The organism is Pseudomonas plecoglossicida NBRC 103162 = DSM 15088 (genome assembly GCF_000730665.1).
GTDB lineage: Bacteria > Pseudomonadota > Gammaproteobacteria > Pseudomonadales > Pseudomonadaceae > Aquipseudomonas > Aquipseudomonas plecoglossicida.
Genome location: NZ_BBIV01000016.1, coordinates 54450 through 75297, shown reverse-complemented (window position 1 = coordinate 75297; position 20848 = coordinate 54450). Strand labels below are relative to the sequence as shown.

Here is a 20848-nt window from a genome sequence, read left to right as displayed (position 1 = left end):
TGGGCCGAAACAGGCCACACTCGAATGGAATTTTTCACAAGCGGCACCGGTCCCAATCTACAAGAGGCCAGCAGTCCGAGGCCCTTGACCCTCAACCACGCAAGGACTCCGTCATGACCACGATCCTCATCATCATCCTGATCCTGCTGTTGATTGGTGGCTTACCGGTCTTCCCTCACTCGCGCAGCTGGGGCTACGGCCCTTCCGGTATCGTCGGCGTGGTGCTGGTGATTCTGTTGGTACTGTTGTTGCTCGGCATGATATGACCCAACGCGTTCTGCCCGGCCTGGCGCTCCAGCTGCCGTTCCAGGCGAAGCATGCCGTCGCCCATGGCACGCAGCGCCAGGCTGAGCGCCAACCGCTCCGGCGGTACGGCCTGGCAGCAACGTTCAACCTGCTCGCACAAGGCTACCAGCGCCTCGGCGCGGGCGATGCGTGCGCCGCCTTTTACCCGGTGCGCCAGCTCGCCGATGGCAGCGGGGTCATCACCCAGCCCTTCCAGACGCTGCAGGTCTTCCCGGTTGCTGGTGCGCAAGTCCGCCAGCAATGCCTTGAGCGCCGCCTCGTCGTTGCCCACCAGGTGCCTGAGGTGTGACAGGCAAAGCATCGCTCCTTCTTCTTCCTGCGCCTGAGTGGGCTGGGCACTCATCAGCGCCCGGATCAGACTTTCGAGGTCCAACGGCTTGAACAGGCAGTCATCCATGCCTGCCTCGCAACTGCGCCGGCGCTCGCTTTCCTGGGCACTGGCGGTAAGCCCGATCAGTCGGCAGCGAGGGCGTCCGCTGCGGCGTTCGTGCTGACGGATGGCGCGGGCCAGGCCGTGGCCGTCGAGGCGCGGCATATTGCAATCGCTGATGACTACATCGAAGTGTTCCTTGAGCCAAAGGCGCAAGGCCTGGGCGCCGTCCTCCGCCACCCGCGCCTGATGCCCCAGGTAGTCCAGCTGCTGCGCCAGCAAGAGCCGGTTGGCCGGATAATCATCGACTACCAGCACCCGCAACCGCGGCCCGCCTTGAACTGGCAACAAGGGCGTTTCAGGCGCAGGTGCCGCGGCCGGCAACAACGGCAAGGTGAGCTGCACATGCGCTTCAGTGCCCTGCCCAAGGGTACTGCGCAGACACAGCTCGCCGCCCATCAGCTGGCACAGGCTGCGGCTGATGCTCAAGCCCAGCCCGGCACTGGCACGGGGTGATTGCCTGTGGTTGCTGGCCTGGCGAAATCTTTGACCGAGACTGGCCAGTTCACTGGCGGCAATACCCACGCCGCTGTCCTTGACCTGCAGCGTCACGTCCAGCAGCCCGCCGTCGGGCATGGCCTGCAGGCTGACCACGATCCGCCCGCGCTCGGTGAACTTGATGGCGTTGCTCAGCAGGTTGGCCAGCACCTGCTTGAAGCGCAGCGGGTCGAGCATCACCTCGATATCCACTGCGCCACTCATCTGCATCTGCAGGTCGAGCCCCTTGCCACGAGCCTGTTGCTCGAACAGCTGGACCACCCGCTCCACCAGTTCGCGCAAGCGCACGCGCTGCGGCGCCAACTGCAGGTGGCCGGTCTCGATGCGGGTAATGTCGAGGATGTCCCCGATCAGTTCTTTCAGCCCGAGTGCAGCATCGGTGGCCACCTCCAGGGCCAGCCGGTCGAGAATGCCCTGGGCGGCCTTGCGCTGGGCCAGTTCCAGCATGCCCAGCACTGCATGCAGTGGCGTGCGGATTTCGTGGCTGATGGTGGCGAGGAACTCGGTCTTGGCCTGGTTGGCCGCATCGGCCGCACGTTTGGCCCGTCGCAACCGCACCTGCAGGCGGCGCAGGTAGCGGATCCACAGCAGGGCGAGCAGCAACAGCGCGAACGCGATGCCGAAGCCGAGCAGAATCTTGCCGCGGTGCCGCGACCAGACGCCGTCGGGGACGATCATCGGGTTTCGCCAGCGGCGCACCAGGGCGTCGGTCTCACGCGGGGTCAGGCTCAGCAGCGCGCTATCGATGATGCCCAGGAGCTCGCTGGCGCCGCGGGCACCGGCCAGAGCGAAGTGCACCGGTGGCAATGCCAGGCTGGCGCTGATCTGCAATGTCCCGGGATACCAGCGCGCGACCAAGGGGCGGGCATCGTCGAGGGTCAGCAGGGCAGCATCCACCTTGCCATCGGCGACCGCATGCAAGGCTTGCACCGGGCCGGTCACCAGACGTTGGCGCACCTGCGGATAACGATGTTGCAACACCTCGACCATGGCGCTGCCCCAGACCAGTGCCACACGCCGTCCGTCCAGTTGTTCAAGATTCTCCGGCGCCTTTGCACCCTGGCGGCTGACCAGCACACGCGAGGCGCTCAGGTAGGCCCGACTGAAGCCCAGGCGCTGCTCCAGGCGGGCGTTGTAGGGCAAGCCTGCGATCAACTGCGCCTTGCCATGAGTGACCTGCTCGATCATCTGCTCGACGCCCGCGCCGGCCTGCACGTCGAATTCCAGCCCGGTGCGCCGGGTGATCAGTTGCAGCACATCCAGCGTCAGGCCACGTAACTCGCCCTTGCTGTCTCGGTAGCTCAAGGGCAGCAACTGGTCATCCACCAGCACTCGCACGCGGGGGTTGTCGTTCAACCAGCGCTGCTGGGCATCGCTCAACTGCACCACCTGGGTCGCTCGCGCGCTTTCTGCCAGTGGGCGCCAGCGCTCGCTGATGCGAGTACGCTCGACGTCGCTGATACCATCGAGGGCAGCGTCTACCAGACGCGACAGTGGCGAGCCGTTGTCGAGCATGGCAAAACCGATGCCCTGGCGCGGCAAGGCCGCGTGGCCGATCTCCTGCACCCCGCTCAGCTGGCTGCGCCCTTGTAGATAGCGCGCGATCAGCGCGTTGCCCAAGTACAGGTCGGCCTGGCCCAGGGTCAGGGCGGCCAGGGCGCTGAAGGCCGTCGGGTGCACCCGGACCTGGGCCTGCGGGTAGAAATGGTCGACCTGATCCACAGGGCGATAGCCGTCCACCATCACCAGGCGCAACGATGTGCCACGCTGAATGCTGCTTTTCAGGTCCTGGGCGAGCAGCAGCGGGTGGTCCTCGGCGTACGCCGGCGACAAGCGCAAGCCTGCTTGCAACGCTTGCTGGGTGGTCACCGAGCCGAGCAGGTCGACCGTCCCTTCACGCAATGCCGCGACCGCCGTTTCGAAGCCGTCGAACACCTGAACCTGCATGTCCAGATTCAGGTATTCGGCCACCAGGCCCGCATAGTCGGCGGTAATGCCTTCGTAGGCGCGGCCGGTGCCGAGGATATCGAGCGGCGGCTGGTCAGTACCGAGCACTCCCATGCGCAGCACGCGATGGCGCCACAGCCAGCGCAGATCGACGTTGTCAGGCTCGGCACGCGGCCCCTCGAACGCCGCACGACCGTGGAACGCGGGTGTCGCCACGCCAGGCAAGGGAAACAGACAGCACAGCAACATCAGCCAGAGTGCACGCACGGGTCAGATCAGTTGGTTGCGACGAGCGAAATCCGCCATGTCGATGAGCGAATTGAGTCGCAGTTTCTCCAGCAGGCGCCCTTTGTAGGTGCTGACGGTCTTGTTGCTCAGCAACATGGCCTCGCCGATGGCCTTGTTGCTCAAGCCTCGGGACAGCTGTTGCAGGATCATCAGCTCACGGTGGCTCAGGCTGGCAATGCGCTGTGCGTCGGGGGCATGCAGCTCCTGGCTGTACACCGAGCTCAGCGCCACCTCGGGGAAGTAGGTGAACCCCGACAGCACCGCGCGCACCGCCTTGTTCAGCTCGCCCAGGTCGTTTGTCTTGGACACGAAGCCGGCCGCCCCTGCCTGCATGCAGCGCAGGGAATAGGCTTCGGCCAGGTGCGACGTCAGCACCAGGGTCTTGGGCGGATGCTCATGGCGCTTGACCCGGTCGATTACCTCCATGCCATCGAGCCCGGGCAGGCTGATGTCGAGGATGATGATGTCAGGCGCCAGTTCACGCGCCATGCGCACCGCTTCGATGCCGTTGTCGGTCTCGCCGACGATCTGCAGACGCTCCCGGCGCAGCAGCATGCACACCGTGGAACGGATGAAAGGGTGGTCGTCGACCACCAGTGCCCTGTGCATGATCCACCTCGCTGATAGCCAACCAATATCATCCGCTTGATGATGGTCTTTTGCGCGCACACAAAAAGCAGGAAATTTCCCCATGACCTGAGGAAATTTCCTAAAGACAATTTTTTGTGATTACTGCCGGCGATAGGGCCAGTAGAAACGAAAACGCCCCGACAGGCGGGGCGTTGTGTTCAAGCTACAGGTGCAGGCTTAGTGCGACACCGCCCCGCTGGCACCCAGGCCAGTCTGCGAACGGACGAACTGCGGGTAGAACAGCGCACGCTCGTCATCGGCCGCCTTGGACTTGTCGGTGACCGAGAAGAACCAGATACCGGCGAAGGCAATGATCATCGAGAACAGCGCCGGGTACTCGTACGGGTAGATGGCTTTCTCATGACCCAGGATCTGCACCCAGATGGTCGGGCCGAGGATCATCAGCGTCACTGCGCTGATCAGGCCCAGCCAGCCGCCGATCATGGCGCCGCGGGTGGTCAGCTTCTTCCAGTACATCGAAAGCAGCAGCACCGGGAAGTTGCAGCTGGCGGCAATGGAGAACGCCAGGCCGACCATGAAGGCGATGTTCTGCTTCTCGAACAGGATGCCCAGGCCGATCGCCAGCACGCCCAGGGCGATGGTGGTGATCTTCGACACACGGATCTCGTCCTTGTCGTTGGCCTTGCCCTTGCGCCAGACGCTGGCGTACAGGTCATGGGACACCGCCGAGGCACCGGCCAGGGTCAGGCCGGCGACCACCGCCAGGATGGTGGCGAAGGCCACTGCCGAGATGAAGCCGAGGAAGATGCTGCCACCCACGGCATCGGCCAGGTGCACCGCCGCCATGTTGTTGCCGCCCAGCAAGGCGCCAGCGGCATCCTTGAAGTCCGGGTTGGTGCTGACCAGCAGGATCGCGCCGAAGCCGATGATGAAGGTCAGGATGTAGAAGTAGCCGATGAAACCCGTGGCGTACAGCACGCTCTTGCGCGCTTCTTTTGCGTCACTGACGGTGAAGAAGCGCATCAGGATGTGTGGCAGGCCAGCGGTACCGAACATCAGCGCCAGCCCCAGCGAGAAGGCCGAGATCGGGTCCTTGACCAGGCCGCCCGGGCTCATGATCGCCTCGCCCTTGCTGTGTACCTTGATCGCTTCGGAGAACAGGGTGTTGAAGTCGAAGCCCACGTGCTTCATCACCATCAGTGCCATGAAGCTGGCGCCGGACAGCAACAGCACGGCCTTGATGATCTGTACCCAGGTGGTCGCCAGCATGCCGCCGAACAGCACGTACAGGCACATCAGGATGCCCACCAGGATCACCGCTACGTGGTAGTCCAGGCCGAACAGCAGCTCGATCAGCTTGCCGGCGCCGACCATCTGCGCAATCAGGTAGAACGCCACCACCACCAGCGAGCCGGAGGCCGACAGGGTGCGGATTTCCTTTTGCCCGAGGCGGTACGAGGCAACGTCGGCAAAGGTGTACTTGCCCAGGTTGCGCAGGCGTTCGGCGATCAGGAAGAGGATGATCGGCCAGCCGACCAGGAAGCCGATGGAGTAGATCAGGCCATCGTAGCCCGAGGTGAACACCAGCGCGGAAATCCCCAGGAACGAGGCCGCCGACATGTAGTCGCCGGCAATCGCCAGGCCGTTCTGGAAACCGGTGATCTTGCCGCCGGCCGCGTAGTAGTCCGCCGCCGACTTGTTGCGCTTGGAGGCCCAGTAAGTGATGCCGAGGGTGAAGGCGACGAAGGCCACGAACATGGCGATCGCCGAGACGTTCAGTGGCTGCTTCTGCACCTCGCCGGTGATGGCATCGGCTGCCCACACGGCGGGTGCGAAAGCGCCGCAGGCCAGGACGGCCAGGGCTTTGGCGTGGCGAATCATTGTTGCGCCTCCTTGAGGATGGCCTTGTTCAGCTCATCGAATTCGCCGTTGGCGCGGCGCACGTAGATGGCGGTCAGGACGAATGCCGAAACGATCAGGCCGACGCCCAGGGGAATGCCCCAGGTAATCGACGACTCGGGGCTGAGCTTGGCGCCCAGCAGGTGAGGACCGTAGGCGATCAGGAGGATGAATGCGCAGTAGAGGCCGAGCATGATCGCCGAGAGAATCCAGGCGAAGCGCTCGCGTTTGCTGACCAGCTCCTTGAAGCGGGGGCTGTTTTGTATCGAGAGGTAAATGCTGTCGTTCATTGTTTTTGTCCTAGCAGCACAGGTAGGGGATGAAACCCACACCGTCACTTTATGCTGCCGTTGGACGCCAACCAGACGACCTTAGTCTTAGAAGCAATAGTCTTTTGCAGGATGCGTAACAAAACTAGGGGCGCTTTGCGCCCCTTTCGCGACACAAGGCCGCTCCTACAGGGACCGCGATCCCTTTGTAGGAGCGGCCTTGTGTCGCGAAAGGGCTGCAAAGCAGCCCCAGCATTAGTCCATTACTTACCAGTCCACTCCTCGACGCGCTCTGGGTGCTTGGCCACCCAGTCTTTCGCCGCCGCCTCAGGCTTGGCCCCATCCTGGATCGCCAGCATCACCTCGCCGATCTCATCCTTGGACTGCCACTGGAACTTCTTCAGGAACGCGGCCACTTCCGGCGCCTTCGTGTCCAGTTCCTTGCTGCCGATGTTGTTGACCGTTTCCGCCGCGCCATAAACTCCTTTCGGGTCATCCAGGAACTTGAGCTTCCACTTGGCGAACATCCAGTGCGGCACCCAGCCGGTCACGGCAATCGACTGCTGCTTGGGGTACGCACGCCCCAGTTCCGCGGTCATGCCCGCCCCGGAACTTGCCTGCAACTTGTAGCCGGTCAGGCCGTAATCCTTGATAGCCTGCTCGGTCTTGATCATCACGCCGGACCCTGCGTCGATACCAACGATCTTCTGCTTGAAGCTGTCGTCGGTCTTGAGGTCCTCGATGCTGGTTGCCTTGACGTACTCGGGGACGATCAGGCCGATCTTGGCATCCTTGAAGTTGGCGCCGTAGTCGACCACCTTGTCCTTGTTCTTGGCCCAGTATTCACCGTGGGTGACCGGCAGCCAGGCCGAGAGCATGGCGTCCAGCTTGCCGGTGGCCACGCCCTGCCACATGATTCCTGCGGCCACCGCCTGCAGCTTCACGTCGTATCCGAGCTTCTGCTTGATCACTTCGGCGGCCACGTTGGTGGTCGCCACGCTGTCGGCCCACCCATCCACGTAACCGATGCTTACCTCTTTGGCCATTGCCTGTGCAGCGCTCATGGCCAGTACCAGGGCAGTACCTACCCCCAGGACACGTCGCATTTTCTTCAAAGTTGCCATCAAAAGCATCCCCTCGTCAGGTCTTGGAAATTGCATCATGTGCCTGCAACCATAGTCGACCTGCTCCAGCTGCGACCTGTGCACGATCCCATTGCGACAGCACTGTGCCATTAGCGGCATCGGCCTACACGGTCCTGCGCGATCCTTGCATGCCAAAGGATTGGCGCCGGGCTACTATCTACCGTTTTGCACCTGACGATGGACCGCCCGATGCCCAGCCCTGCCCGCCTGCTGTTACCGCTCTACCTGCTCGCCTGCCTGCTGGCCCTGCTTGGGCTGGGGGCGCTCTGGTACGGGCTGGGCAAGCCGCTGCAGCTGCCAGATGCCGCCAGCCCGACGCACAAGTTGCAGTGCGCGTCCTACACCCCGTTCGACAAGGACCAGTCGCCCTTTGATCAGCCCTTCCGCCTGCGCCCGGCCCGCATGGACGCCGACCTGGCGCTGCTGGCCGAGCGATTCCAGTGCATCCGCACCTATTCCATGACCGGTCTCGAGGCAATCCCGGCGCTGGCACGCAAGCACGGGCTGAAGGTGATGCTCGGCGCCTGGGTGAATGCCAACCCGGTCGATACCGACAAGGAAGTGAAGTTGCTGATCGCCTCCGCCAACGCCAACCCGGACGTGGTCAGTGCAGTGATCGTCGGCAACGAGACGCTGTTGCGCAAGGAAGTCACCGGCGAGCGCCTGGCGGCGCTGATCGGCGAGGTCAAGCGCCAGGTCAAGGTACCGGTGACCTACGCCGATGTCTGGGAGTTCTGGTTGCAGCATCCGCAGGTGGCGCCAGCGGTGGACTTCCTGACCATCCACCTGCTGCCTTACTGGGAAGACGACCCACGCGGCATCGATGATGCCCTGGCCCATGTCGCCGAGGTGCGCCAGGTGTTCGCCAAGCGCTTCGCGCCCAAGGACATCTTCATCGGCGAAACCGGCTGGCCCAGTGAAGGCCGCCAGCGCGAGACGGCCGTGCCCAGCCGGGCCAACGAGGCGCGCTTCGTGCGCGGCTTCGTCGCCATGGCCGAGGCCAATGGCTGGCACTACAACCTGATCGAGGCCTTCGATCAGCCGTGGAAGCGCGCCAATGAAGGGGCGGTGGGCGGCTATTGGGGGCTCTACGATGCCGACCGGCAAGACAAGGGTGTGCTCGAAGGGCCGGTGAGCAACTTGCACTACTGGCCGCAGTGGCTGCTGGCCAGCGTAGTGTTGATGGCGGTGATGCTGGTGCTCGCCGGGCGACCGGCCTGCGCCGTCGGCGCCCTGCTCTTGCCGCTGCTGGCAGCGTTTGGCGCGGGCTGCCTGGGGTTGTGGGGCGAGCTGATGCGCAGCCACGCGCGGTTTGCCGGGGAATGGCTGTGGGCTGTGTTGCTGGCGGGGCTGAATCTGCTGGTGCTGATGCACGCCGCCCTGGCCCTGGCGCGACGTGAGGGATGGCGTGAGCGACTGTTCGCCTGGCTCGAAGCGCGAGCCGGGTGGCTGTTGCTGGCGGCAGGGTTCGCGGCCGCGGTGAGCATGCTGGCGATGGTGTTCGACCCGCGGTATCGCAGCTTCCCGACAGCGGCACTGGCCTTGCCGGCGGTGGTGTACCTGCTGCGGCCGGTGGCGGCGGCGCGGGCGGAGGTGGCGTTGCTGGCTTTCGTCGTCGGGGCTGGCGTACTGCCTCAGCTTTACCGTGAAGGGCTGGGGAACCAGCAGGCTTGGGGTTGGGCGGTGGTCAGTGTGCTGATGACTGCTGCGTTGTGGCGCAGCTTGCGGCTGCGCAAGGCTTGAGCCCGTGCAGGCGAATGGGCTGCAAGGCAGCCCCTGTCAGCCCCGCCGTGCCTGCCGAACCAGGCGCAACCCCGCCAGCACTACTGCGAAAACCGCGATGCTGGCGGTATACAAGATCAAAGCAGGCACCCCGAACACCAGCGCCAGTACCGCAAGCCACCATCCCACGCGGCCCGCGACCACCTGCGCCAGCAGCGCCAGCCCCAATCCGACCCAGGCCAGCACCTGCAAGTGAATCCCCAGCCCCAGCAGCGAACGCACCTGGCACTGCCAGTACTCACCCGGCACGGTACACAACCCGACCCAGCGCGCATCTTCCATCAGCCCATAACGCACGCCATAGCTGGCAGCGAGCCACAGCGCCAGGAACAGCAACAACAAAGCGGCCGGCAACGAACGAGACATCCAGTTCTCCCATAGCGGTCATCGAGACGCGCCATGATCGCCCAAGGCCTGTCGCAAGGCAAAATCTACGCCTTGCAGCTATGTTGCAGTTAGCAGGCACACCAAAGAACCCTGCACTTGGCAACTTTGCGGGCATGGACGTGGTCCTAGCCTGCGTATTGCACGACCTTGTACCTTCTGGGGGATCACATGCTTCGATCATGGCGCCTTGTCGCCCTTCTTGGCGGCCTGTTGATGGCTGCTGCCGCGTCGGCTCGGGATATCGACGCCGCCAGCTACGGCTTCCCCTTGACCAACCCGTTCGAGGCGACCATCGCCACCACACCGCCCGAGCAGCGCCCGACCCTGCCCAGCGACGATGAAATCGACCAGGCCGACTACAGCCTCAACCTGCGTCCTGAGCGCGAATTCACCCTGCCCGACAATTTCTGGTCGGTGAAAAAACTCAAGTACCGCCTGGCCAAGCAAGACCATGAAGCCCCGCTGATCTTCCTCATCGCCGGCACCGGCGCGCCCTACTCGAGCAGCATCAACGAATACCTGAAAAAACTCTTCTACCAGGCCGGTTTCCACGTGGTGCAACTCTCGTCTCCGACCAGCTGGGACTTCATGAGCGCCGCCTCGCGCTTCGCCACCCCTGGGGTGAGCAAGGAAGACGCCGAGGACATGTACCGGGTGATGCAAGCCGTGCGTGCCCAGCACCCGCGCCTGCCGATCAGCGAGTTCTACCTCACCGGCTACAGCCTGGGGGCGCTGGACGCGGCGTTCGTCAGCCACCTGGACGAAACCCGGCGCAGTTTCAACTTCAAGCGCGTGCTGCTGCTCAACCCGCCGGTCAACCTGTACACCTCGATCAACAACCTGGACAAGCTGGTACAGACCCAGGTCAAGGGCATCGACCGCAGCACCACGTTCTATGAGCTGATGCTGGAAAAGCTCACCCGCTACTTCCAGGACAAGGGCTACATCGACCTCAACGACGCCTTGCTGTACGACTTCCAGCAGTCGCGCCAGCACCTGTCCAACGAGCAGATGGCCATGCTCATCGGCACCTCGTTCCGCTTCTCGGCAGCCGATATCGCCTTCACCTCCGACCTGATCAACCGCCGCGGCCTGATCATTCCGCCGAAGTTTCCGATCACCGAGGGCAGCAGCCTGACGCCGTTCTTCAAACGCGCCCTGCAGTGCGATTTCGACTGCTACATCACCGAACAGGTGATTCCGATGTGGCGTGCCCGCACCGATGGCGGCAGCATCCTGCAACTGATCAACGAGGCCAGCCTGTACGCGCTGGAGGATTACCTGCGCGACAGCCCGAAGATCGCCGTGATGCACAACGCCGACGACGTCATCCTCGGCCCCGGCGACATCGGTTTCCTGCGCAAGGTGTTCGGCGATCGCCTGACCCTTTATCCCCATGGCGGCCATTGCGGCAACCTCAACTACCGCGTCAACAGCGACGCCATGCTGGAGTTCTTCCGTGGTTAACAAATGCCTCCTCGCCACCGCCCTGCTGATTGCCGGCAATGCCTTGGCCGCGGAAACCGCGCCACGTGCCAGCGTGATCGAAGCCGACCCGCAAGTGACGGCGCAACCCCTGGAACCTGAGCCCGATGGCTTCATCGACCCGCTGCGCGAACTGAAATTCAACCCCGGGCTGGACCAGCGCGAATTCGAGCGCTCGACCCTGGCCGCGTTGAACGTGTACGACCCGCTGGAATCGATGAACCGGCGCATCTACCACTTCAACTACCGCCTGGACCAATGGGTGCTGCTGCCGCTGGTGAGTGGCTACCAGTACGTCACCCCAAGCTTCGTGCGCACCGGAGTGAGCAACTTCTTCAACAACCTGGGGGATGTGCCCAACCTGTTCAACAGTGTGCTGCAGCTCAAGGCCAAGCGCTCGGCGGAAATCACCGCCCGCCTGATGTTCAACACCATCATCGGCGTTGGCGGGCTTTGGGACCCGGCGACCAAGATGGGCCTGCCGCGCCAGAACGAGGACTTCGGCCAGACCCTGGGCTTCTATGGCGTGCCGGAAGGCCCGTACATCATGCTGCCGGTGCTGGGGCCGTCGAACCTGCGCGATACCACCGGGGTGGTGGTGGACTATGCAGGGGAGCAGGCGGTGAACTTCCTCGATGTGCCGGAAACCAGCAGCGATCATCCGGAGATCTTGCTGTTGCAGGCGGTGGACAAGCGTTACACCACGCGTTTCCGCTATGGCCAGCTCAATTCGCCGTTCGAGTACGAGAAAGTGCGGTATGTGTATACCCAGGCGCGCAAGTTGCAGATTGCCGAGTGATGGCTGATGGCCCTATCGCCGGCAAGCCGGCTCCCACGGGTACCCCAGTGAAATACCTGTGGGAGCTGGCTTGCCGGCGACAGGGCCAGCACCAACCCCCTCATATCCCCAGAAACTGCTCCAGCTCCCGCCGCTTGGCCAGCGCATCCCGCCGCCCCAGCTCGATCAACTCGCTGCAATAGCTGGCCTCGAACAACAGGTAGCTCAACACCCCCGCGCCACTGGTGCGGGTCGCCCCCGGCCCGCGCAGGAACAGCCGCAACGCCGCCGGCAGCTCTCGCCGGTGCCGCGCGGCGATCTCGTCCAGCGGCTGACTGGGCGCCACCACCAGCACCTCGATCGGCGCCAGGCCCAGACGCCGGGCGTCCAGGTGTGCAGGCAGCAGGTGGCTGAGGTGGTTGAGCCGCTGCAACAGCTCGATGTCATCCTCAAGGCTGTCGATGAAGGTGCTGTTGAGCATATGCCCGCCAATCTGCGCCAGGCTCGGTTGCTGGCCGGTGAACACGCGCTGTGTCGGCAAAGGCGGCGCCGGCCGTTGCGGGTTGCCGCTGACCCCGACCACCAGCACGCGGCTGGCGCCCAGGTGCAAGGCCGGGCTGATCGGCGCCGACTGGCGCACCGCGCCGTCACCGTAGAACTCGTCGCCCAGCCGTACCGGCGCGAACAGCAGCGGAATCGCCGCGCTGGCCAGCAGATGGTCGATGGTCAGCGCCGTGGGCACGCCGATGCGGCGGTGGCGCAGCCAGGCGTCGATGGTGCCGCGGCCCTGGTAGAACGTCACCGCCTGGCCGGACTCGTAGCCGAACGCCGTCACCGCCACCGCGCGCAGGTGCTCGGCAGCCAGGGCATGGTCGATGCCGCCCAGGTCGAGGTGAGATTGCAGCAGCTGGCGCAACGGGCTGCTGTCGAGCAAGGCCACCGGCGCCTGCCCGCCCAGGCCCAGCAGGCTTTGGCTGACGAAGCGGCTGGCCTGGCGGATCACGCCTGGCCAGTCGCTGCGCAGCACCAGGTGGCTGCGAAAGTTCTGCCAGAATGCGGTCAGCGCTTGCACCGCTTCGTTGAAGCGCATGGCGCCGCTGGCCAGGGCCACGGCATTGATGGCGCCGGCCGAAGTGCCGACGATGACCGGGAACGGGTTGCTAGCGCCGGGCGGAAGCAGCTCGGCGATGCCGGCCAGCACACCGACCTGGTAGGCGGCACGGGCGCCGCCGCCGGAGAGGATCAGGCCGGTGGTCGGGGTCATCGAATCCTTCCTGGAGTCAGGATGCCAGCACCGGCCTCATCGCCGGCAAGCCGGCTCCCACAATGAAGCGGTGGAGATCCCTGTGGGAGCCGGCTTGCCGGCGATAGGGTCAGGCCTGAGTCAGCGCTTTTTCTTGTCATACAGCCGCGGCTCACCCTCAGGCCGCGACTTGAAGCGCCGGTGCGCCCACAGGTACTGCTCGGGGCATTCGCGCAACACACCTTCGACCCACTGATTGATACGCAGGCAGTCGGCCTCTTCGCTTTCACCGGGGAAGTCCTCCAGCGGCGGATGAATCACCAGACGATAGCCGCTGCCATCTTCCAGGCGCTTCTGGGTGAAGGGAATGACCTGTGCCTTGCCCAGGCGGGCGAACTTGGTGGTGGCAGTGACCGTCGCCGCCGGGATGCCGAACAGCGGCACGAACAGGCTCTGCTTGGCGCCGTAGTCCTGGTCCGGTGCGTACCAGATGGCTCGGCCCGAGCGCAGCAGCTTGAGCATGCCACGCACGTCCTCGCGCTCCACCGCCAGCGAATCGAGGTTGTGCCGCTCGCGGCCGCTGCGCTGGATGAAGTCGAACAGCGGGTTGCCGTGCTCGCGGTACATGCCGTCGATGGTATGGGCCTGGCCCAGCAGCGCCGCGCCGATCTCCAGGGTGGTGAAGTGCACCGCCATGAGGATTGCGCCCTGCCCGGCCTGTTGCGCCGCCTGCAGGTGCTCAAGGCCTTCGATGTGCGCCAGGCGTGCCAGTCTGGCCTTGGGCCACCACCAGCTCATGGCCATTTCGAAGAAGGCTATGCCGGTGGAGGCGAAGTTCGCTTTCAGCAAGCGGCGCCGTTCGTCGACGGACAGTTCCGGGAAGCACAGCTCCAGGTTGCGCGCGGCAATGCGCCGGCGCTCGCCGGCCAGGTGGTACATCAGCGCGCCCAGTGCTGCGCCGAGCCACAACAGGGCCCGGTAAGGCAACTGCACCACCAGCCACAGCAGGCCAAGGCCAAGCCACAGGCCCCAGAACCGTGGGTGCAGGAAATAGGGACGAAAACGCGGGCGTTCCATTGAAGCTTCCGGTAGGTCAAAGGCCGAGCATTCTACATCGGTTCCGCGCCGGTTGCGGCCAATCGGTCTTATCGTTATAAGTCAGGGCACTTTTTTCGCAACTTGCCGTCTATGCAGACCATGAGCCCAAACCACACACCCGACACCGCCTCCGTGTTCCAGCTCAAGGGCAGCATGCTCGCCATCACTGTGCTGGAACTGGGGCGCAACGACCTGCAAGCCCTCGACCGCCAACTGGCGGCGAAAGTGGCGCAGGCGCCGAACTTCTTCAGCAACACGCCGCTGGTGCTGGCCCTGGACAAGTTGCCGGCCGACGAAGGCGCCATCGACCTGCCCGGGCTGATGCGCATCTGCCGCCACCACGGCCTGCGCACCCTGGCGATCCGCGCCAACCGCATCGAGGACATCGCCGCGGCGATCGCCATCGACCTGCCTGTGCTGCCGCCTTCCGGCGCCCGCGAGCGGCCGCTGGAGCCCGAACCCGAGGTCAAGAAGTCCGAACCTGCCCCGGCGCCGCCAGCGCCCGCCGTTGCAGAACCGGAAATCCGCCCGACCCGGATCATCACTTCTCCGGTACGCGGTGGCCAGCAGATCTATGCCCAGGGCGGCGACCTGGTGGTCACCGGCTCCGTCAGCCCGGGCGCGGAACTTCTCGCCGACGGCAACATCCATGTGTACGGCGCCATGCGCGGCCGTGCCCTGGCCGGTATCAAGGGCAATACCAAGGCGCGGATCTTCTGCCAGCAGATGACCGCCGAAATGGTCTCGATCGCGGGCCAGTACAAGGTCTGCGAAGACCTGCGCCGCGACCCGCTGTGGGGAGCCGGCGTGCAAGTCAGCCTGTCCGGTGACGTGTTGAACATCACCCGTCTTTAACGGATACTTGCCGACATTTTTAGCGCAACTTTTTTGCTCGTTGCCGTTTTTTTGCATTTTGCTGGGACACGCGTCCCGACTTATTTAGGGGTGAAGCACCTTGGCCAAGATTCTCGTCGTTACATCCGGCAAGGGGGGGGTGGGCAAGACCACCACCAGCGCCGCCATCGGTACCGGCCTCGCGCTGCGCGGCCACAAGACTGTCATCGTCGACTTCGACGTGGGCCTGCGTAACCTCGACCTGATCATGGGCTGCGAGCGCCGCGTGGTGTACGACTTCGTCAACGTGGTCAACGGCGAAGCCAACCTGCAGCAGGCCCTGATCAAGGACAAGCGCCTCGAGAACCTGTTCGTGCTGGCCGCCAGCCAGACCCGCGACAAGGACGCGCTGACCCAGGAAGGCGTCGAGAAGGTGCTGATGGAGCTGAAGGAAACCTTCGACTACGTCATCTGCGACTCGCCGGCGGGTATCGAGAAAGGCGCGCACCTGGCCATGTACTTCGCCGACGAAGCCATCGTCGTGACCAACCCTGAAGTGTCGTCGGTGCGTGACTCCGACCGCATGCTGGGCATCCTGTCGAGCAAGTCGCGCCGCTCCGAGAACGGCGAAGAGCCGATCAAGGAACACCTGCTGATCACCCGCTACCACCCGGAGCGCGTGGAAAAGGGCGAGATGCTCAGCATCGCCGACGTAGAAGAAATCCTGGCGATCAAGCTCAAGGGCGTGATCCCCGAGTCCCAGGCCGTGCTCAAGGCTTCCAACCAGGGTATCCCGGTCATCCTCGATGATCAGAGCGATGCAGGCCAGGCGTACAGCGACACTGTCGATCGCCTGTTGGGTAAAGAGAAACCCCTGCGTTTCATCGAAGTGCCGAAGCAAGGATTCTTCGCGCGCCTGTTTGGAGGCAAGTAAACCATGAACCTTTTTGACTTCTTTCGTGGCAGACAGAAACAGACCAGCGCGTCGGTGGCGAAAGAGCGTCTACAGATCATCGTGGCGCATGAGCGCGGCCAGCGCAGCGAACCGGATTACCTGCCGGCGCTGCAGAAAGAACTGCTCGAAGTGATCCGCAAGTATGTGAACATCGGCAACGATGACGTGCATATCGAGCTGGAAAACCAGGGCAGCTGCTCGATCCTGGAACTGAACATCACCTTGCCGGATCGCTGATCCGGTCTTGATCATTGGGGCTGCGTTGCAGCCCCAATGTTTTACACAGAGACCATGCAATGCCGCTGTCGCACGTGCAGATCCTCCATGAAGACGCCGCCATCCTGGTGGTCAACAAGCCGACCCTGCTGCTGTCGGTACCAGGCCGTGCCGACGACAACAAGGACTGCCTGATCACCCGCCTGCAGGAAAACGGCTATCCGGATGCGCTGATCGTTCATCGCCTGGACTGGGAAACCTCCGGCATCATCCTCCTGGCCCGCGACGCCGACAGCCACCGCGAGCTGTCGCGCCAGTTCCACGATCGCGAGACCGAAAAGGCCTACACCGCCCTGTGCTGGGGGCAACCGGCGCTGGACAGCGGCAGCATCGACCTGCCGCTGCGCTACGACCCGCCCACCAAGCCGCGCCATGTGGTGGACCATGAACTGGGCAAGCATGCCTTGACCTTCTGGCGCATCGTCGAACGCTGTGGCGACTACTGCCGTGTCGAACTGACGCCCATCACCGGGCGCTCGCACCAGCTGCGCGTACACATGCTGTCGATCGGGCATCCGCTGCTGGGTGACCGGTTGTATGCCAATCCTGAGGCGCTGGCGGCACATGAGCGGTTGTGCCTGCATGCTTCGATGTTGAGCTTCACCCACCCGGTATCCGGGGAGCGGGTGAAGTTCGAGTGCCCGGCGCCTTTTTAAAGTTGCAAGCGTCGAGCGGCAAGCTGCAAGCAAAGACCAGAGCAGATCGCGTTGGAGCTTGCTCCACAGGCTGCTCTTGCTTGAAGCTTGTAGCTTGCGGCTTGAAGCTCGAATTGGAGTGAGTTATGCGCGAAGCACTGAATACCGGCCTGATCGATTTCCTCAAGGCCTCCCCGACGCCCTTCCACGCCACCGCCAGCCTGGCCCAGCGCCTCGAGGCTGCCGGCTACCAGCGCCTGGACGAGCGCGACAGCTGGGCCACGGTGCCTGGCGGTCGCTACTACGTTACCCGCAACGACTCCTCGATCATCGCCATCAAGCTGGGCAAGCAAGCGCCCCTGCTGAACGGTATCCGCATGGTCGGTGCACACACCGACAGCCCGTGCCTGCGGGTCAAGCCGCAGCCTGAGCTGCAGCGCCAGGGCTTCCTGCAACTGGGTGTGGAAGTGTACGGCGGCGCCCTGCTGGCACCGTGGTTCGACCGCGACCTGTCGCTGGCCGGACGCGTCACCTTCCGCCGTGACGGCAAGGTCGAAAGCCAGCTGATCGACTTCAAGCTGCCGATCGCGGTCGTCCCCAACCTGGCCATCCACCTCAACCGCACCGCCAACGAAGGCTGGCAGATCAACCCGCAGAACGAACTGCCGCCAATCGTTGCCCAGGTGGCCGGCGACGAGCGCATCGATTTTCGCGCCGTGCTCACCGAGCAGCTGGCCCGCGAGCACGACCTCAATGCCGATGTGGTGCTGGACTACGAACTGAGCTTCTACGACACCCAGGATGCCGCGGTGATCGGCCTGAACGGCGACTTCATCGCCGGCGCCCGCCTGGACAACCTGCTGTCGTGCTATGCCGGCCTGCAAGCGCTGCTGGCGGCCGACAGCGATGAAACCTGCGTACTGGTGTGCAACGACCACGAAGAAGTGGGCAGCAGCTCGGCCTGCGGTGCCGACGGCCCGATGCTGGAGCAGACCCTGCAGCGCCTGCTGCCGGACGGCGACGCCTACGTGCGCACCATCCAGCGCTCGCTGATGGTCTCGGCCGACAACGCCCATGGCGTTCACCCCAACTATGCCGACAAGCACGATGGCAACCATGGGCCCAAGCTCAATGCCGGGCCGGTGATCAAGGTCAACAACAACCAGCGCTACGCCACCAACAGCGAAACGGCAGGCTTCTTCCGCCACCTGTGCATGGCCGAAGAAGTGCCGGTACAGAGTTTCGTGGTGCGCAGCGACATGGGCTGCGGCTCGACCATCGGCCCGATCGCCGCCAGTCATCTTGGCGTGCGCACCGTGGATATCGGCCTGCCGACCTTTGCCATGCACTCGATTCGCGAGCTGTGTGGCAGCCAGGACCTGGCGCACCTGGTCAAGGTGCTGACCGCGTTCTACCGCAGTCGCGAACTGCCCTGAGCCTGTAGCGCCCTCATCGCCGGCAAGCCGGCTCTCACAGGGACTCCACTGCCCTCCTGTGGGAGCCGGCTTGCCGGCGATGAGGGCCGGTAATGTCAAAACACCTGCTCCGGATCAACCCCCGTCCCGCTCAACCCCGCTATGCTGAATGCATGCCCCCATGCCATAAGGTTTGCTGTCCATGTCCCCGTTCTTGTCCCTGTTCGTCCCGGTATTCCTGTTCCTGATGCTGCTGACCATCGGCTTCAGCATGCGTGAGCGCAACATCGGCGTATTCATGATGTGGATCGGCACGCTGGGCATCTTCGGCCTCACCTGCTGGAAGATCCTGGAGAAACTCCCCACATAAACCTCTACACTCGGTCAATCGTTTGACCTGAGGTTGATTTCCCGGTGCCTGCCCTCCTGCGTTACCTTGCCCTGCTGCTGTTCCTGTTGGTTTCCCCGGTCCAGGCGGCGGGCCTGCCCAGCCTGCTCGGCTCCAGTGCGCCAGCCCAGCCACAGGCGACCGAGCCGCTGGGCAAGTCGCTGGACGAGGTGATCAAGAACCTGGAGAACGACCAGCAACGCGCCAAGCTGCTGGCCGACCTGAAAAAGCTGCGCGATGCCACCAAGCAATCGCAACCTGCTGCCGAACAGGGCGTACTGGGCCTGATCGGCGGCGCCTTGCACGACCTGGAAAAGCAGTTCAGCGGCGAGGCCAGCCCGTTCAACCGCTGGGCACTGGAAATCGAGCAGGCCCAGGCGGAACTGACCGAACTGGTGGTCCCGGTGCACCAATGGCCGGCGATCCTGTTCGGGTTCGCGGCGGTCATCGCCGTCTGGAGCCTGCTGGCCTATGCCTTCAACTGGATCGGCCACCGTGTACGGGTGCGCTTCGGCCTGACCGAGGAACTGCCCCAGCACCCGCGCACCTGGGATCTGGTGCGCTTCGCCCTGCGCAAGCTCGGGCCGTGGCTGGTGGCGCTGGTGTTCACGGTGTACCTGAGCATCGCCCTGCCCTCCTCGCTGGGCAAGTCGATGGCCATGGTGCTGGCCTATGCGCTGGTGGTGGGTACCTGCTTCTCGGCCATCTGCGTGATCGCCTTCTCGTTGCTCGATGGCCCGCATCGCCACCGCGCCCTGTATATCCTGCGCCACCAGGCTTTCCGCCCGCTGTGGCTGATCGGCAGCTTCGCCGCCTTTGGCGAGGCGATGAGCGACCCGCGCATGACCGTCGCCCTGGGCACGCACCTGGCGCACACCCTGGCCACCCTGGCCAACGTCATCGCCGCGCTGTGCACGGGCCTGTTCATCCTGCGCTTTCGCCGCCCGATCGCACACCTGATCCGCAACCAGCCCCTGGACCGCCGCCTGACCCGCCGCACCCTGAGCGACACCATCGAGTTGCTCGGCAGTTTCTGGTTCGTGCCACCGCTGATCCTGGTGGCGATCTCGCTGATCGCCACCTTCATTTCCGCCGGCGATACCAGCACCGCCCTGCGTCAATCGCTGATGTGCACGGTACTGGTGGTGGTGTGCATGGTGCTCAACGGCCTGGTCCGCCGCCACGCCGCCAACCCCAAGCGCGCCAACAAGCGCCAGGCGGTGTACACCGAACGCCTGCGCAACTTCGCCTATGCCCTGCTGCACCTGGGCATCTGGCTGGTGTTCATCGAGCTGGGCCTGCGCGTATGGGGCCTGTCGATGATCGGCTTTGCCGAGGGCGACGGGCATGAGGTCAGCATGCGCCTGGCGGGGCTTGCCGGGACGCTGATCGCCGCCTGGCTGGTGTGGATCCTGGCCGACACGGCGGTGCACCATGCCCTGGTGCGTTCGCGCCGGGGCATGGCCAACGCCCGCGCACAAACCATGATGCCGCTGATCCGCAACGTGATGTTCGTGGCCATCTTCATCATCGCGGTGATCGTCGCCCTGGCCAACATGGGCATGAACGTCACGCCGTTGCTGGCCGGTGCCGGTGTGATCGGCCTGGCCATCGGTTTTGGCGCGCAGTCGCTGGTGGCCGACCTGATCACCGGGTTGTTCATCATCATCGAGGACTCGCTGGCCATCGACGACTACGTCGATGTCGGCGGCCACCTGGGCACGGTCGAAGGCCTGACCATCCGCACCGTGCGCCTGCGCGACATCGATGGCATCGTGCACACCATCCCGTTCAGCGAGATCAAGAGCATCAAGAACTACTCCCGCGAGTTCGGCTATGCGATCTTCCGCGTGGCGATCCCCCACAGCATGAACATCGACCAGGCCATCACCTTGATTCGCGAGGTGGGGCAGAAACTGCGCAACGACCCGCTGATGCGCCGCAACATCTGGTCGCCGCTGGAGTTGCAGGGGGTCGAGAGCTTCGAGTCGGGGTCGGCAATCTTGCGGGCGCGGTTCAAGACGGCGCCGATCAAGCAATGGGAAGTGTCGCGGGCGTTCAACCTGGCGTTGAAGCGTCAGCTCGACGAGGCCGGGCTCGATCTGGCCACGCCGCGGTTGTCGGTGCAGGTAGTGACGGCTGGGGGTGGGGGGATGAGCGAAGCCGGTTCCTCCAGCTAGGGCCTCATCGCCGGCCTGC

At 64.2% G+C, this 20848-nt stretch carries 19 protein-coding genes; 11 read left to right on the top strand and 8 right to left on the bottom strand.

The annotated features are described in order from the left end of the window. Nucleotides 1-113 precede the first annotated feature (113 nt). Nucleotides 114-266, top strand: coding sequence for a DUF3309 family protein (locus PPL01S_RS24635; protein WP_012271016.1), 153 nt, complete (start codon nucleotides 114-116; stop codon nucleotides 264-266). Here the strand turns inward: PPL01S_RS24635 and PPL01S_RS11700 are convergent. The 5 genes from PPL01S_RS11700 to PPL01S_RS11680 all read right to left on the bottom strand — a co-directional run bounded on the left by PPL01S_RS11700 (nucleotide 194) and on the right by PPL01S_RS11680 (nucleotide 7352). Beyond that, nucleotides 194-3448, bottom strand: a complete 3255-nt coding sequence (locus tag PPL01S_RS11700; RefSeq protein ID WP_028626010.1) for a response regulator — start codon at nucleotides 3446-3448, stop codon at nucleotides 194-196. The two genes, PPL01S_RS24635 and PPL01S_RS11700, sit on opposite strands and share 73 nt — an antisense overlap. Nucleotides 3449-3451: 3 nt before the next feature. After that, nucleotides 3452-4078, bottom strand: a complete 627-nt coding sequence (locus PPL01S_RS11695; RefSeq protein WP_028626011.1) for a response regulator transcription factor — start codon at nucleotides 4076-4078, stop codon at nucleotides 3452-3454. Between the two features lie 198 nt (nucleotides 4079-4276). Beyond that, a complete protein-coding gene (locus tag PPL01S_RS11690; protein WP_016391357.1) occupies nucleotides 4277-5941 on the bottom strand; it encodes a cation acetate symporter in 1665 nt (554 codons plus the stop codon). Continuing rightward, nucleotides 5938-6249: a DUF485 domain-containing protein gene (locus PPL01S_RS11685; protein WP_008090326.1), complete on the bottom strand. Its 312-nt coding sequence runs from the start codon at nucleotides 6247-6249 to the stop codon at nucleotides 5938-5940. The genes PPL01S_RS11690 and PPL01S_RS11685 overlap by 4 nt, the downstream gene beginning before the upstream one ends. Before the next feature lie 242 nt (nucleotides 6250-6491). Next, the gene (locus PPL01S_RS11680) at nucleotides 6492-7352 is read right to left on the bottom strand and encodes a glycine betaine ABC transporter substrate-binding protein (RefSeq protein WP_028626012.1); all 861 of its coding nucleotides are present in this window, start codon (nucleotides 7350-7352) and stop codon (nucleotides 6492-6494) included. 198 nt (nucleotides 7353-7550) lie between these two features. On the opposite strand from PPL01S_RS11680, the gene PPL01S_RS11675 reads away from it, so the two are divergent. Next, nucleotides 7551-9116, top strand: coding sequence for a glycoside hydrolase family 17 protein (locus tag PPL01S_RS11675; RefSeq protein ID WP_028626013.1), 1566 nt, complete (start codon nucleotides 7551-7553; stop codon nucleotides 9114-9116). 36 nt (nucleotides 9117-9152) lie between these two features. On the opposite strand, the gene PPL01S_RS11670 is transcribed toward PPL01S_RS11675, so the two are convergent. Beyond that, nucleotides 9153-9521 (bottom strand): hypothetical protein, encoded by a 369-nt coding sequence (locus PPL01S_RS11670; protein ID WP_028626014.1) that lies wholly within the window; start codon nucleotides 9519-9521, stop codon nucleotides 9153-9155. Between the two features lie 189 nt (nucleotides 9522-9710). On the opposite strand from PPL01S_RS11670, the gene PPL01S_RS11665 reads away from it, so the two are divergent. Next, complete coding sequence (locus PPL01S_RS11665; protein WP_016391353.1) at nucleotides 9711-11009, top strand: alpha/beta fold hydrolase family protein; 1299 nt, start codon at nucleotides 9711-9713, stop codon at nucleotides 11007-11009. After that, the gene (locus PPL01S_RS11660) at nucleotides 11002-11826 is read left to right on the top strand and encodes an MlaA family lipoprotein (protein WP_016391352.1); all 825 of its coding nucleotides are present in this window, start codon (nucleotides 11002-11004) and stop codon (nucleotides 11824-11826) included. The genes PPL01S_RS11665 and PPL01S_RS11660 overlap by 8 nt, the downstream gene beginning before the upstream one ends. 100 nt (nucleotides 11827-11926) lie before the next feature. On the opposite strand, the gene PPL01S_RS11655 is transcribed toward PPL01S_RS11660, so the two are convergent. Both PPL01S_RS11655 and PPL01S_RS11650 read right to left on the bottom strand, forming a co-directional pair. Then, nucleotides 11927-13069 (bottom strand): patatin-like phospholipase family protein, encoded by a 1143-nt coding sequence (locus PPL01S_RS11655; RefSeq protein WP_016391351.1) that lies wholly within the window; start codon nucleotides 13067-13069, stop codon nucleotides 11927-11929. A gap of 120 nt (nucleotides 13070-13189) precedes the next feature. Continuing rightward, nucleotides 13190-14125, bottom strand: a complete 936-nt coding sequence (locus PPL01S_RS11650; protein WP_028626015.1) for a lipid A biosynthesis lauroyl acyltransferase — start codon at nucleotides 14123-14125, stop codon at nucleotides 13190-13192. A gap of 111 nt (nucleotides 14126-14236) precedes the next feature. Here PPL01S_RS11650 and minC point away from each other — a divergent pair, with 111 nt between their 5' ends. The 7 genes from minC (at nucleotide 14237) to PPL01S_RS11620 (ending at nucleotide 20829) form a co-directional block, all read left to right on the top strand. Next, a complete protein-coding gene (gene minC / locus PPL01S_RS11645) occupies nucleotides 14237-15001 on the top strand; it encodes a septum site-determining protein MinC (protein WP_028626016.1) in 765 nt (254 codons plus the stop codon). Nucleotides 15002-15101: 100 nt separating this feature from the next. Next, the gene (minD, locus tag PPL01S_RS11640; RefSeq protein WP_016391348.1) at nucleotides 15102-15914 is read left to right on the top strand and encodes a septum site-determining protein MinD; all 813 of its coding nucleotides are present in this window, start codon (nucleotides 15102-15104) and stop codon (nucleotides 15912-15914) included. Between the two features lie 3 nt (nucleotides 15915-15917). Continuing rightward, complete coding sequence (gene minE, locus PPL01S_RS11635) at nucleotides 15918-16172, top strand: cell division topological specificity factor MinE (RefSeq protein ID WP_003252572.1); 255 nt, start codon at nucleotides 15918-15920, stop codon at nucleotides 16170-16172. Between the two features lie 59 nt (nucleotides 16173-16231). Next, on the top strand, nucleotides 16232-16867 hold the full coding sequence (locus PPL01S_RS11630) for an RluA family pseudouridine synthase (protein WP_016391347.1): 636 nt from the start codon (nucleotides 16232-16234) through the stop codon (nucleotides 16865-16867). A 125-nt stretch (nucleotides 16868-16992) separates the two neighbouring features. Next, complete coding sequence (locus PPL01S_RS11625) at nucleotides 16993-18282, top strand: M18 family aminopeptidase (RefSeq protein ID WP_016391346.1); 1290 nt, start codon at nucleotides 16993-16995, stop codon at nucleotides 18280-18282. A 181-nt stretch (nucleotides 18283-18463) separates the two neighbouring features. Continuing rightward, nucleotides 18464-18631, top strand: coding sequence for a hypothetical protein (locus PPL01S_RS25395; protein ID WP_016391345.1), 168 nt, complete (start codon nucleotides 18464-18466; stop codon nucleotides 18629-18631). Between the two features lie 44 nt (nucleotides 18632-18675). Continuing rightward, nucleotides 18676-20829, top strand: a complete 2154-nt coding sequence (locus tag PPL01S_RS11620; RefSeq protein WP_028626017.1) for a mechanosensitive ion channel family protein — start codon at nucleotides 18676-18678, stop codon at nucleotides 20827-20829. Nucleotides 20830-20848: the final 19 nt, after the last annotated feature.

Excerpts from the sequence above, each read along its gene's own strand:
- PPL01S_RS11630 (WP_016391347.1), top strand. The coding sequence starts at position 16,232 with ATGCCGCTGTCGCACGTGCAGATCCTCCATGAAGACGCCGCCATCCTG.
- PPL01S_RS11675 (WP_028626013.1), top strand. The coding sequence starts at position 7,551 with ATGGACCGCCCGATGCCCAGCCCTGCCCGCCTGCTGTTACCGCTCTAC.
- PPL01S_RS11670 (WP_028626014.1), bottom strand. The coding sequence starts at position 9,521 with ATGTCTCGTTCGTTGCCGGCCGCTTTGTTGTTGCTGTTCCTGGCGCTG.
- minC (WP_028626016.1), top strand. The coding sequence starts at position 14,237 with ATGCAGACCATGAGCCCAAACCACACACCCGACACCGCCTCCGTGTTC.
- PPL01S_RS11685 (WP_008090326.1), bottom strand. The coding sequence starts at position 6,249 with ATGAACGACAGCATTTACCTCTCGATACAAAACAGCCCCCGCTTCAAG.
- PPL01S_RS11690 (WP_016391357.1), bottom strand. The coding sequence starts at position 5,941 with ATGATTCGCCACGCCAAAGCCCTGGCCGTCCTGGCCTGCGGCGCTTTC.
- PPL01S_RS24635 (WP_012271016.1), top strand. The coding sequence starts at position 114 with ATGACCACGATCCTCATCATCATCCTGATCCTGCTGTTGATTGGTGGC.
- PPL01S_RS11680 (WP_028626012.1), bottom strand. The coding sequence starts at position 7,352 with ATGGCAACTTTGAAGAAAATGCGACGTGTCCTGGGGGTAGGTACTGCC.
- PPL01S_RS25395 (WP_016391345.1), top strand. The coding sequence starts at position 18,464 with ATGTCCCCGTTCTTGTCCCTGTTCGTCCCGGTATTCCTGTTCCTGATG.
- PPL01S_RS11665 (WP_016391353.1), top strand. The coding sequence starts at position 9,711 with ATGCTTCGATCATGGCGCCTTGTCGCCCTTCTTGGCGGCCTGTTGATG.
- PPL01S_RS11695 (WP_028626011.1), bottom strand. The coding sequence starts at position 4,078 with ATGCACAGGGCACTGGTGGTCGACGACCACCCTTTCATCCGTTCCACG.
- PPL01S_RS11650 (WP_028626015.1), bottom strand. The coding sequence starts at position 14,125 with ATGGAACGCCCGCGTTTTCGTCCCTATTTCCTGCACCCACGGTTCTGG.
- PPL01S_RS11655 (WP_016391351.1), bottom strand. The coding sequence starts at position 13,069 with ATGACCCCGACCACCGGCCTGATCCTCTCCGGCGGCGGCGCCCGTGCC.
- PPL01S_RS11625 (WP_016391346.1), top strand. The coding sequence starts at position 16,993 with ATGCGCGAAGCACTGAATACCGGCCTGATCGATTTCCTCAAGGCCTCC.
- minE (WP_003252572.1), top strand. The coding sequence starts at position 15,918 with ATGAACCTTTTTGACTTCTTTCGTGGCAGACAGAAACAGACCAGCGCG.